Annotated in this window: 9 protein-coding genes; all 9 read left to right on the forward strand. The window is 50.6% G+C overall.

The window, feature by feature from the left end; genetic code table 11:
* Positions 1-13 precede the first annotated feature (13 nt).
* A complete protein-coding gene (locus AC58UU_RS09435; protein ID WP_497315007.1) occupies positions 14-1159 on the forward strand; it encodes a GNAT family N-acetyltransferase in 1146 nt (381 codons plus the stop codon).
* A 45-nt stretch (positions 1160-1204) separates the two neighbouring features.
* The gene (locus AC58UU_RS09440; RefSeq protein ID WP_497315009.1) at positions 1205-3319 is read left to right on the forward strand and encodes a putative phage tail protein; all 2115 of its coding nucleotides are present in this window, start codon (positions 1205-1207) and stop codon (positions 3317-3319) included.
* A 270-nt stretch (positions 3320-3589) separates the two neighbouring features.
* Complete coding sequence (locus AC58UU_RS09445) at positions 3590-4618, forward strand: zinc-dependent alcohol dehydrogenase (RefSeq protein WP_497315011.1); 1029 nt, start codon at positions 3590-3592, stop codon at positions 4616-4618.
* Between the two features lie 15 nt (positions 4619-4633).
* Positions 4634-5593 (forward strand): ABC transporter permease, encoded by a 960-nt coding sequence (locus tag AC58UU_RS09450; RefSeq protein WP_497315013.1) that lies wholly within the window; start codon positions 4634-4636, stop codon positions 5591-5593.
* Between the two features lie 13 nt (positions 5594-5606).
* Positions 5607-6494: a carbohydrate ABC transporter permease gene (locus AC58UU_RS09455; protein WP_171690854.1), complete on the forward strand. Its 888-nt coding sequence runs from the start codon at positions 5607-5609 to the stop codon at positions 6492-6494.
* Between the two features lie 188 nt (positions 6495-6682).
* Positions 6683-8284 carry a type 2 periplasmic-binding domain-containing protein gene (locus AC58UU_RS09460; RefSeq protein ID WP_497315015.1) on the forward strand — a complete coding sequence of 534 codons (1602 nt, stop codon included), beginning with the start codon at positions 6683-6685 and terminating at the stop codon, positions 8282-8284.
* Positions 8285-8547: 263 nt separating this feature from the next.
* Positions 8548-9330, forward strand: a complete 783-nt coding sequence (locus tag AC58UU_RS09465; RefSeq protein ID WP_497315017.1) for an SDR family NAD(P)-dependent oxidoreductase — start codon at positions 8548-8550, stop codon at positions 9328-9330.
* A 36-nt stretch (positions 9331-9366) separates the two neighbouring features.
* Entirely contained in the window at positions 9367-11094 is a 1728-nt protein-coding gene (locus AC58UU_RS09470; RefSeq protein ID WP_497315019.1) for an IlvD/Edd family dehydratase, read from the forward strand.
* Positions 11095-11146: 52 nt separating this feature from the next.
* Positions 11147-13561, forward strand: a complete 2415-nt coding sequence (locus tag AC58UU_RS09475) for a putative phage tail protein (RefSeq protein WP_497315021.1) — start codon at positions 11147-11149, stop codon at positions 13559-13561.
* Positions 13562-13700 lie beyond the last annotated feature (139 nt).

Raw genomic sequence — 13700 nt, forward strand, 5'->3', positions numbered from 1 at the left:
AGGAGGAAATTCCATGATTGAGATTCGTAAAGTGAATACAAACGAAATGGAACAGGCCGTTCGTCTCTCAGACGAGACGTTTCGTGATGCTGAGCAAGTTTCGATGTTGAAAGCGTTTCCGGCTGCGTTCGACGCACGTCTCAAACAGTCATTAGGCGCATTTGAGGGTGAGGAGCTTGTCGCTTTCATGGGACTTGTTCCCTCCGTCATACGTATCGAAACCGCTAAACTGAGCGTGCTATCACTTGGCTCCGTATGCACACACCCGAACTATAGGGGAATGAAAATTGCTTCTGATATGCTGCACGAGGTGTTAGCACAAACCGATCGCATCGGATCAAGTATGCTGCTGGTTTCGGGAGACCGTTCGCTCTATATGCGTAATGGCTGCCATTATTTTGGCAGAGGTACACGCTTCGTTCTATCTGCTAATCACGAGAAGCTTCCGTCGTTCACTGCCAGTCCCGACATTGCCATTCGGCGTATTGGTTCAGATGATTGGTTTCGACTTCACGATACTGCTTCCAAACGTACAGTAAGGTATGAGCAAGGGGTGACAGAGCTTGCAGCCTTGATCGATAGTGAAGCCATCGCCAGCTGTTATCATATGCAGCATGCTGTGTTTGCAGCGTTCGAATCTGACGGTATTGCTGCCTACGCTATCATTGCGATACCCATGCAGGGTGCAGATGTTAAAGGTGAAGCTCCCTTTGTTGTAGAATGGGGCGGCAGTGCAGAAGCATTAGCGTCTGTTTTTCATCATGTTTTACTTGAGCAGAAACTGGACTGCCTGGAAGTCCCGGTTATGTGGTACGAAACCAAGCTGCTGAGTGTACTGGCGGAGTTCCCGAACAAGAAGATGAGGAACCATGGAACCATCCATATCGTTAATCCGGAGCGGCTGTACAGCGAATTATTGCCTTATTTATCTGAGAAAGCCCCTGCGGCCGCATCCAGATTTAGCCTTCGCAGGTCGTCTGACGGAGGGACCATTCTCCTAATGGACGATGAGGAAAAGACAGTCTTGAACGGGGAGGAGCTTGTTGCACTATTGTTCGATCCGGAAGCTGAGATTAATGTTCCTGAGCCGTTGCAAGCCCTATTAGGCAAGCTGTTTCCCGTTCCATTTCCACATGCGGGAGGGTTGAATTTTGTTTAAGTCATTCGTTCGGAAAGCAAAGTGGAGTAATTGGAGGCGCTTGAAATGATCCAACTATCAAACCTGGAAGAACTGCTAGCATATAAACCCAATCCTAATGATGATGGACAGCTTGCGTATGTAGATGGTTATTATCAAAAAGGTGACGGTGGCGGCAAGTTTGTTCGCTGGATGGCTTGCAGCGCCAAAACCGACAACGGTGGGACGATTCATGATCCTCATATCGGAAGCAGTGGTCGATGGGAAACGGTTCATAACGGAGTAGGTGATTTCCGATGGTTCGGTATTCTGGACGGGACAAAGAATGCGGACGAAGCGATGGACGCGATGGTGAACGATACTGCGATTCACCTGATTGAGGCGCATACGGATATTAATTTTGTCAGACGGCATACGTACGACCGCAGCAACATCGAGCTCAATTTTTACGGACATACTGTCACCACGGAAGGTATCGAGCTAAATACGAAAAGCAATCCATTCGGGGCCGTTATTTTCTTCCAAGGGAAGGCGTCTGGCGAAGTGCAAACCATTACTCTTTCTACAGAGCTTCCGGAGCAAACGGATGTGCTGGAAGTGTTCGATTCGTCGTCCTTTGAGGTGGGCGACTGGTGGATGGCCAAAGTTAAGAACAATCCAGAAGGCAATGCGCAGCGCGAGCTGGATTATATGCTGGAAGTCACAGAAATAATGGACGGCAACCATATCCGGGTTAACTATAAGCTCGGCTGGACACTTGCCGCTGGGCGGGAGATCACTTTCAAGAAGATGAATCCTGTCTTCCGCAGCCATGTGCGGAATATGAATTTTATCGGTGTCTCGGTTCCCGATAATGGTTCTACAAGCGAAAAACCATTTGATAACTGGGACCAAATAGGTTCACATCCGATCGCTTACGAATTCGCCGTAGAGTGTAACGTCTTCGATGTCAAAGCGACGAAGGTGTTCTGGCCCGTCATCGAGCGGCGTTACTGCACTCATTATGTAACGGAGCGCTGTAGGTTAACCAACCCCGAAGAAGTGATTTGGGGCGGCACCGGTTACCTGACGCAGCAGCTTAACGTGCTGTACGGACATGTCCGCGATTGCCATACAAGCAACGCGCGTCATTTGAACGATTTCACATGTGCTGCTTACTGCATGGTTGAGAACTGCCACGGAGATGGTGACGAACACGGTTCGTTCGTTACGCATGGCCAATACGAGCATGACCTCATGTATATCGGCAATTCGGGTTTGCTGTCGTTTGCCAACAGCGGTACGACGTGGGGAGATAGTGCTAAACGGATCACTGTCAAAAAGCACGTTGCTTCGCGAGTGGTTGCGCATAAGAGAATTACCGATTTGACGCTGGAGGATGTTCATGCTGTCTGGAAAGAAGGGCTGGTTGATTCTGGTACGATCTGGGCCAATGCAGATGGCTTGCAAATGAGGGGATGCACGGCTGACACTATGCTTACTCTCTCGCAGAGTTCATCTCGGTCGAAGCGAGGCAATCTCGCTGACGGTTGTTCTTTTGGAATGACGAAGGATGCTGAAATTGCTCGGCTTCCCGGAACCACCCATGCAGGCTTTCGTCCAGTCACAACGGATTTCGTCATGCAAAATTGCCATTTTCACAACGTAGATAATAATAAGATCGGCAGCATAAACCGCCTGGTGATGATTAACACATGGTTTAAAGGAGCTTCTCCTGAAGCGAATTTGATTCATGTCGGGAGTGCCGAGGTAATCATTCAGGGCGGCGGTTTCGACAATTGCGGCATCAACCTGGTGGGCGTATTTGATCCTGATGTGACGGGAACGAACGACCAGTCTATTACGGTAGATGGCGGCGTGTTGTTCGGCGGAACTAATGCGGAGAAGGCGTTTGTAAAGAGCGGGAATACGAGGGGGAACGTGACGTGGATCTTCGGCGATTGCAAGAGCTCGGCACCCGATGCCGAAACGGCACACTTTATCATCCAAGGCGGCTGCAATAAAATGAGAGCGATTGGCTCACGCTTTTCGGGCGGAAAGTATGAAGTTGCGGATGGATCGTTTGGCAATGGTTCGTATTTGCTCATGATGGCCTGCATCGAAGAAGGTGTCGACCGGACCTCTCTCCCGGCTGAAAGTGATGTATTGAAACACAAAGCAGGAAACATGATTATTTCCTAATAACCGTTGTAATAATTGTTGGAGTCTGTCTTTCATTAGGCAGGCTTCTTTTGTGATGTCTATGTAAAATAATATAACATTACGACGGATTATATAAAATTAAGTCATATAACCTAACATTGAAAGCGATTTCAGCTTAAAAATTTGATTGACAATAAACATATAGATTATTTATAATAAAAATAAATCAGAAACAAATCACAAAAGGTAATTGATGTACTTTCTGATGCATTTATTAAATCAGATACAAATCAGAAAGAGGTAGACGTAATGAAAGCAGTAAAAGGCATAAACGGGTCAGCGCAATTATTGGAGCTTCCGAACCCGGAAATGATACCTCAATTCGTCAAAGTGAGAACGGATTATTCCGTCGTGAGCGTAGGTACTGAGCTGATGATGATACAAAATAATGGGGATGCAAATTTGGGTTACAGCGCTAGCGGCATTGTAATGGAGGTTGGGGAAGGGGTGACTCACGTCGTTCCAGGACAACGAGTCGCGTGTTATGGGGTGCCAGCCCACCGAGAGTTTCTGCTCGTACCGAAGTATTTGGTAGCGTCGATACCGGAAGGCGTCACACAGCAGGAAGCCGCATTTGTCGGTATCGGCGCGATTGCGATTCATGCCCTGCGTCAAGCTGAACTGAGCTTCGGGGAAACGATTATCATAGCGGGGCTTGGCATACTAGGGCAGGTGATCGCCCGAATCGCGCATGCAGCGTCCTACAGGGTGATTGGTTTAGAGCTGATGGAGGAGCGGTGCCGTACACTTGAAGCAATCGGGGCGATAGCCTGCCGTTCACGAGATGAGCTTCAGAGGGTTGTTGAATCTGATCCTTCCATTATAGGAGCGGATGCCGTCATGCTCTGTGCGAGCAACCGGAAGTACAGTATGATGGATGATGCGATTGGTTGGCTGCGTGACCGAGGTCGCGTAGTGATTGTTGGGGACACAGGAACGGAATTCGATCGGGATCTGCTTTTTATGAAAGAAGCGAGTGTACATATTTCACGTGCGGGCGGCCCTGGACGCTATGAGGATACCTATGAGCAGCGAGGGGTCGATTATCCGATAGGCTACGTTCGTTGGACGGAGGGCAGAAATATGGGGGAGTTCTTACGTTTGATAGCGGAGAAGCGAATTGATATTCAATCGCTCATCACCAATGAATGTGCACTCGACGACTTGCCTTCCATGTATCAAAGCTGCTTAGAAAAACCGCAGAAATCAATGGGGATTGTCGTTCGATACGCCAAACCAGATCCCGCTCAACTATCGGATTCCTTTGATAAACTATGAAGGGGGTGATGGGAAATGCGAGCAAACGTTAATGCGATTTCCGGTAACCATACCGTAAAAAAACGGATGAGCACTCATTTTTGGAAAACATTTCTCCGCTATAAATGGCTGTATTTACTTATGGTTCCGGGAATCGCCTATTACATCATTTATCACTATGTGCCGATGTTCGGACTTGTAATCGCGTTTAAGAAGTATAACCTGATGAAGGGATTATGGGGGAGTGAATGGGTCGGGTTCGACAACTTTCGGATGATATTCTCGTCGCCGGAATTTCCGAGTCTGATGCGTAATACGATCCTGATCAGCGTGTACCGCATTTTGTTCAACATGCTTCCGGACGTTATGTTGGCTCTTATTCTTAATGAGATTCGTGCACCATGGTTTAAAAGGGTCGTGCAGACGATCACCTATGGGCCTCACTTCTTGTCGTGGATTATTGTGTACGGTCTCGTATTTTCTTTCTTTGCACCAGGAGCAGGGCTGGTTACGACGTTCTTTCGTGATATGGGTTGGGGCGAACTGGATGTGCTTGCCAACTCGGAATATTTCCGTTCGCTGCTAGTCACGTCGGATATTTGGAAAAGCACCGGTTTCGGCGCAATCATCTATTTGGCAGCGCTGGCCTCGATCAACCACGAATTGTATGAAGCGGCCGTCGTCGACGGCGCAGGCCGCTGGCGGCAGATGTGGCATATTACACTACCAGGTATTCGTGAAGTGTTCATTTTACTGCTGATCTTGCGGATCGGGCATATTATGGATGCTGGCTTCGAGCAGGTATACATTTTCCTGAACGCTCGTGTTTACGATGTTGGCGACATTCTGGACACCTGGATTTTCCGTCGCGGAATTGAGCAAATGGAATTCAGTGTTCCGGCGGCCATGGGCGTGTTCAAATCAGTGATCGGTCTGGTACTCGTTATTGGAGCGAACAAATTGGCCAAAAAAGTCGGCGGGTCCGGCATCTGGTAAAGGAGGTATCGTTATGCCATTCATACTCAAGAAAACCAAATCAGACCGCATCGTAGATGCCGTTCTTTACACCGTACTCGCGCTTTTCTGTTTGGCGACACTGTTTCCGATCTATTTTGTTTTCGTCATGTCGATCACGCCTTATACGGAAGTACTCAAGAACGGCGGTTTCATCATTTTACCGCATGCCGTCACGTTCGATGCATTCAAAACGATTTTTTCCAGTAACACTGTTCCCAAAGCGCTTCAAGTGACGATATTTATCACGGTCGTCGGCACGGCGTGCAACTTGGCGATTACGACGATGCTGGCGTATCCGTTATCGAAGAAATTTTTGCCAGGGCGCAACATTGTCCTGATGGGCATCGTGTTCACGATGCTGTTCTCGGGAGGCATCATACCGATCTATCTGACCGTCAAGGCAACCGGCTTGATGGATACGCTCTGGGCGCTTATCATTCCGGGTCTCGTCTCGTCGTTTAATATTCTGATCATGAAGACTTTCTTCGAAGGTCTACCGTACGAAATCGAGGAGGCGGCGAAGGTGGACGGCTGCAGTGATATCGGTACGCTCATCCGGATCGTACTGCCGCTCTCGATGCCAATTATGGCAACACTCGGACTGTTTTACGGTGTTAATCACTGGAACGCGTACTTCGGCGGGGTCATGTATTTGAATGACCGCAGTCTGTATCCGCTGCAGGTCGTGCTGCGCAACATGATTGTGTCGCCAGCCATCAGCCAGGAGCTTGCGGTTCCACAATCTTCGCTGAACACGATGCCGCCGGAAACGATCAAGATGGCGACCGTTGTGGTAGCAATCGTACCGGTTCTGATCATTTATCCGTTCTTGCAAAAATATTTCGTCAAGGGCATGCTGCTGGGTGCCGTCAAAGGGTAAGCCCGGCAGCGGCTTTACTGCAAAGCCTATCGAAAACCGCTTATTTTGAATGGGGAGGTGACAAGTTGGGGGAAGGATCTGCGGCGGTTTGCGATCAAACGATTCGAATCAATTTACTGACATAAGTAATTGTGCTTGATGGTGGTTTTATTCTCATTCTTCGAAAACGAATTAGGGAGGTCATTAGTTTGAAAACGTTTTCAAAAGTAACTGCCGTATTATTGGCGTCTACACTCGTGCTTGCTGCATGCTCGGACGCGAAAGAAGGGGCGTCTCCGTCCCCAGCGGGCAACACGAACGCTTCGTCCAGTCCGGATGCCAAGAAGGAAAAGCTTGACCTGAAATGGATGGTCATTGCGGACGCAAGTTCCCAGCTTCCTTCGGCTGATAAAGATTTCGTGAAGAATGCGATCGAAGAGAAGTTCAATGTCACTCTGAAAATGAATTACTTGCCGCTTGGTCAAGACTACACCAACAAGCTGAATACAATGATCGCTTCCGGCGACATTCCAGACGTTTTCTACGCAGAAGGCGTACCTTCCAACAACTACATTCGGGACGGAGTCGCGCACGACTTGACCGGAATTGTCACACCGGCGAAAATGCCCAACTACTTTAAAAACTGGGTGACCGAAGCCAATTTGAAATCGTACCAGGTGCAAAGCGCGTTTAAGCGTGCACCCGTTCCGTATGAAACGAGTTACTACCGTACTTTCTATATTCGGAAAGACTGGCTCGACAAGCTTAACCTGAAAATGCCGACGAACTACGATGAACTCGTTGGCGCCATGAAAGCCTTCACGTTCAACGATCCTGATGGCAACGGCAAGAACGACACATACGGCTTTACAGCGGCAGGCGGCGGCGCAAGTGTTTCGATGGACTTCCCGGAATTCTTGAATAACGGCTTGGTCGGTGACACGTACGTAGAAGGCGACCAGTTCATCGACGTCCGTTCCGACATCCGCATGCAAAATGTTCTTGCCGATATCAAGAAACTGCTTGATCTGAAGGTTGTAGATCCAGATTGGTTCCTGAACAAATACGGCCAACACTTTGACAAAGCGGCGCAAGGCAAAGCGGGCATCGTGATCGGTCAAGGCAGAGACCTTGCTTTCGACAACAACCCAGCAGGCCTGCAAATGAAATCCAAGCAAGCGGGTCAAGCGACCGTAGACTGGCAGCCGTTCCATCCGTGGGAAAAAACCGGCACATGGGTCGAAACGATTCCAGGCAATCCGTTCCTGATCAGCTCCAAAGCTTCCGATGCGAAAGTGCAGCGCTCGATCGAAATTCTCGACTGGCTCGCCGGCGAAGAAGGCTTTCTGCTGACGCGATATGGCAAAGAAGGCGTTCATTATAAGCGCAGTGGTAAGACGATAGAAGTCAATCAAGATGCTTATAAAAAAGACGTGATCGACAACAACAACTTCCTTGAAATATACGGCTGGTTCACGCCTCGTAAACCTGAGGTATTCGGGCTTAATGTCGTCGATCCGAAAATTACCGAGCGCGATAAGAAAATCGTAGAGAAAATTAACTCGTACAAAATTCTTCCATCTGTTGGTACCGCCCTTACGGTCAAGGAAGGCATGGATTTAGGTGCAATGCGTAAGCGAATGAACGAGCTGCACGTACAAGTCGTGTATAAAGATAAGGATGCTTCCAGTTGGCCGCAATATCGCCAAGAGATCATGACGAAATTCGGCGGTAAAGCGATTTTCGACAACTATGCCGAGCTTGCTTCTACGGCGAAAGGCAAAACGATTAAGTTCAAATCGGAAAACTAATATCAAATCGTTGTTCGGAGCATGCAACTCAGACTAGTGAATGGAACGCTCGTTCGCCGGTCTGGCGGTGCTGAGAAGTCGATTTTCGGCTTCTCAGACTCAATTGACGAGCTCCGGCTCGCCGAGCACTCGCTGAAAGCGCGTTTTCCGCGCCTATTTGTTCGGAGGTGCCTGATTAAGCGCGTTTTCCGCGCTTAATTGGCACGGACGTGCGGGACTGTCTCTTAGATGATCCCCACTGCAACAGAAGGGAGGCTTTTAACGTGCGTTTGCAAGGAAAACGGGCACTGATTACGGGGAGTGCCAGAGGTATTGGTCAAGGCATCGCTGATAAATTCTTGCAGGAAGGGGCAAGTGTCGTACTGCTTGACTACCGTACGGATCAGCTTGAAGTATCCGCAGACACGATCCGGAGACTTGCGTTGGAACGGGGGCAAACGGCACAGGTCGCAACCGTTGTCTGTGATTTAAGTGTACCGGAGCAGGTGGATCATGCAGCACAATTGGCTTGGGACTACTGGGGCGGCATCGACATTCTGGTGAACAACGCGGGCATCGCAACACGCGAGCCGTTTGTAGACATTCCGTTGTCTCGTTGGCAGCAGGTGATCAACATCAACTTGAACGCAACGTTCCAACTGAGTCAATGGGTGGCCAAGAAGATGATCGCGAGTGAGATTCAGGGTTCGATCGTCAATATGGCCTCGAAGAACGGTTTGGCCGGCAGCGCTGTATTGGCTCACTACAACGCATCGAAAGGCGGTGTTGTTCTGCTTACGCAGTCGATGGCCGTTGATCTGGCCGGAAATGGCATTCGCGTCAATGCGGTTGCACCCGGTTTCATCGATACGCCGCTTGACCGCGAGTTGAAGGAGAAATCGGAAGGGCTGCTTACGCTGACCGAGCGTACGCCGATGCGCCGGCTAGGAACCATAGAGGAAGTGGCGAATGCTTTTCTGTTTCTGGCATCCTCCGATGCGTCCTACATTACGGGAACGACGCTTGTTGTAGACGGCGGCCATCTCGCCAATGCGTGCGATTTGTAAACACATCGAGACAACGTTCAGGGAGGACTTACGAACATGGCGGAACAGGACAACATTCTGGGAACAAACGGCGAAGACAAACTTCGAGGCGAAAAATATTTTAACGATACGGGACTTTGGGGATTTATCCACCGTTCGTTCACGAAATCAATGGGCTACACGGACGACGATTTGAAAAAGCCGGTCATCGGCATTTGCAACACGTTCAGCGAGCTGAACAAATGCCACTCCCACTTTCGGGAGCTGACCGATTACGTCAAGCGCGGTGTTTGGCAGGCGGGTGGTCTGCCGATGGAGTTCCCGACCATTTCGATCGGCGAGCCTTACGTGAAGCCGACCACGATGCTGCTTCGAAATCTGATGGCGATGGATACCGAAGAAATGGTAAAAGCCCATCCGATCGATGGCGTCGTGCTGATCGGCGGTTGCGACAAGACGGTACCGGCGCAATTGATGGCTGCTGTAAGCACCAACATACCTGCGATTGTGCTTACGGGTGGGCCGATGCTGAACGGCAAATTAAACGGGCAAACGCTTGGCGCCTGCACAGACTGTTATCAGTTTACACTCGAACATAAAGCGGGCAACATCACAGATGAGCAGCTCACCATCGCCGAAAATGCGATTTGCCGCAGCGACGGGCACTGCATGGTGATGGGCACAGCCAGCACAATGGCAGCGATCGCCGAAGCGCTTGGTATGGCGCTTCCGGGCTGTGCGGCAATTCCTGCGCCAGATTCCAGGCGCCGCCATATGTCGGAGCAGACCGGCAAACAGATCGTTGAACTCGTCCGCCGCAACATCCGTCCGCGTGACATCATTACGCCGGAATCACTGGACAATGCGATTCGTGTTACGATGGCGTGCGCAGGCTCGACCAACGCGATCATCCATTTGGTAGCCATCGCGGGACGGCTCGGCTACCGACTGCCGCTTGAACGTTTCGACGAAATCAGCGCAACGACGCCGTTTATCCTCAACGTCCGTCCATCCGGGAAATACCAGATGGAGGAGTTTTTCGAAGCTGGCGGCGTACCGTCGCTCATGAAGGAGATTGAGCCGCTGCTGAACGGTGATTGTTTGACGGTTACCGGCCAAAGCGTTACCGAAAACCTGCGAGGCGTGCTGGTCCCCGACCGGGAACTGATTTATCCGCTAGAGCAGCCCATTGCCCCACAAGGAGGCATCGCCGTGCTGCGCGGAAACCTCGCCCCGAACGGTGCACTGATCAAGCAAACGGCGGTTTCGCCGCATCTCAAAAAGCACCGTGGCCGAGCCGTCGTCTTCGAATCGCCAGACGATCTGAACGCACGGATCGACGATCCGAACTTGGACGTCGATGAGAACAGCGTACTCGTGCTGAAAAATGCCGGACCGAAAGGAGCACCGGCAATGCCGGAAATCGGGCAGATCCCGATTCCGCAAAAGCTGCTGAAACGCGGCGTGCGCGATATGGTGCGGATATCCGATGCCCGCATCAGCGGCACTTCGTACGGCACTTTGATTGTGCACGTTGCTCCGGAAGCAGCCATCGGAGGACCGCTTGGGCTCGTGCGGAACGGCGATGATATCGAGCTCGATATCGACATGCGCAAGCTGGAGCTTCACGTAGACGAAGAGACGCTTCGTGAACGCAAAGCGGAGTGGCAGGCCCCTGTCCCTGCGTACGATCGCGGATACGGACTTCTGTTCTTGGAGCGTGTGCTTCAAGCGGACGAGGGATGCGATTTCGACTTCCTGCTGCCGCCAGAGCTTCGCAAATAGCAAATAAGTACTGGGCTTACCTAACCCCCTTACGAAAAGGAGCTGTTGAACGATGTTCTTCCTAAATGACAAAAAGGAAAAATCGAATGCGACGACAAACGTAAGCAACGAGGAGAATCTAACGAACGGTAAGGCGAACGAAACCATCAGTAGACGAAAAGTGTTGGCGACGATAGGACTTGGCGGCGCTATGCTGGCTGGCAGCGCCTTAGCCCCCCGGTTCGCCTCGGCTGATAACGCACAATCGAACAGCAACGGGGATACTCAAGTGCTGCGGGTCAACAACGTGGAGGAGCTGAAATCCCTACCGTCTGGCCAGCTAACGGACGGTCTGTATGTGTTCGTTGGCGGCTACAACAACAACGGCGACGGAGGCGGCAAGCTGGTTCGCTTTGTAGAGGGGAGCACTAAAGCTGATAACGGCGGCACGGTGCACAAACCGACGAAAGGCAGTAAGGGACGCGAGCAAAATGACGATGATAAGGGACTTAAGCTACCTAAAGGTGAAGGTTGCTTTGAAGTCGTACATAACGGAGTTGGAGATTTCCGTTGGTTCGGCATTTTCGACGGCAGCAAGAATGCAGATGACGCACTGGATGCGCTGATCAATGATCTTTCGATCCACCGCGTCGAAGCGCACTCGGATCTGAACTTCGTGAAGCGCAATGTGTTCCATCGCAGCGACATCGAGGTTGATTTCCACGGTCATACAGTGACGACTGTGGGCATCGAGCTGAACACGTTGGACAATCCGTTCGGCGCCGTCCTGTTTTTCCAGGGAGTTGTAACTGGTGTGACACAAACCGTAACGCTGACGGAAGACTTATCGGAATATTCTGATATTTTTGAGGTTGCCGATTCGTCGATCTTCGAGCTTGACAGCTGGTGGCATACACAGATCAAGAACAATCCAGGCGGTGGTGCGCAGCGCGAGCTCGATTACCTGATCAAAGTAACGGAAATTCTTGATGCCAGTCACGTCCGCTTCAATTATAAGCTTGGCTGGCAGCTTGCCAAAGGACGTCCGATTACCTATAAAAAGATCAACCCAGCCTTCCGCTGTAATGTGCGGAACATGAGTTTTATCGGCATACCGGTGCCGCCTAACGGTACCAGCCTAAGACCATTCCCGACTTGGGACCAGATTGGATCGAACCCAGTCGCGTACGAATTTGCGGTCGAATGCGATGCATCAGGCATCAAGGCAACCAAAGTATTCTGGCCGGTCGTCATGCGGAGATACAACACCCATTATGTAACGGAACGCTGTCAATTGATGAACCCGGAAGAACGCGATTGGGGCGGCACTGGCTATTTGACGCAGCAGATCAATGTACTGTACGGGCATGTTAGAGATTGCAATTCGAGCAATGCTCGTCACTTGAATGACTTTACATGCGCTGCCTATTGTATGGTTGAGAACTGCCATGGTGACGGCGATGAGTACGGCCCGTTCGTCACACACGGCCAATTCGAGCATGATCTGACGTACATCAACAACTCCGGTCTGTTGTCGTTCGCGAACAGCGGTACGACCTGGGGGGACAGCGCCAAACGGGTGACGGTCAAGAAGCATATCGCATCGCGGATCGTCGCACACAAGCGGTTGACTGACCTGACGCTTGAAGATTGCCATGCCGTAGTGACGTATACGAAGCCCGGGGTGAAAATGGCGAATTCCGGCTCATTCTGGGTCAATATGGACGGCCTGCAAATGAGGGGCTGCACCGCGCAAGAGATGGTAACGATATCGAAGAGCTCCTCCCGCGGCAAAAGAAAAAACATCATCGACAGCTGTTCCTTTGGCATGCTGAAGGGGTATGAAATCGCCCGTCCGATTCGCTCGGGGACGACGCAGGTCGGTTTTACGCCGAGCAACGGGGAATTGACGATCCTCAATTGCGAGTTTTACAACGTTGAGGACGTCACACTCGGAAGCATCAATAAGCTGACGCTGATCAATACGTGGTTTAAGGGCCTGCCTCAGGTAGGAGGCACGATCAAGATCGGTACCCGCGAAATTATCATGCAGGGAGGCGGACTAGTGGATTGCTGCTTCTTATTCACTGGCGCTTGGGACAAGGTTGGCGACGTCAACAATGCGAAGAATAAGCCTGATCAGTGGGTCACGATCGACGGTGGCGCCGTATTTAGCGGAGTGAATGGTGAGAAGGCATTCCTGAAGAGCGTGGATCCGTCCAATGTCGTTACCTGGAATTTCGGGAACTACACGAGTATCGCAGCGGATGTGAACACGGGACATTTCCACATCAATGGTGGAATGAACAAATTGAAAGCCATCGGTTCCCATTTTACGGGTGGTAAGTATGAAGTGGCGGATGCTGCCTTCGGTAGCGGCACGTACTTCTTCATGGCGTCTTGCGTGGAAGAGGGAGTCAACCGAGCAGCGCTGCCGGCAGAAAATGAAACGGTGAAACACAGTGTAGGCAATTTTTCAATTATTTAAAATTTACGGGATTCACGACATACAGGCATAGTTATGTCGTGAATCCTAAGTACATTGACATGCAATAGTGGAACATTGCTATAATGACTTATATCAATGCGGATACAGGATGCGTCCATTTATTCCTGTTCTTTACAGT

The organism is Paenibacillus sp. JT22N1, assembly GCF_059692155.1.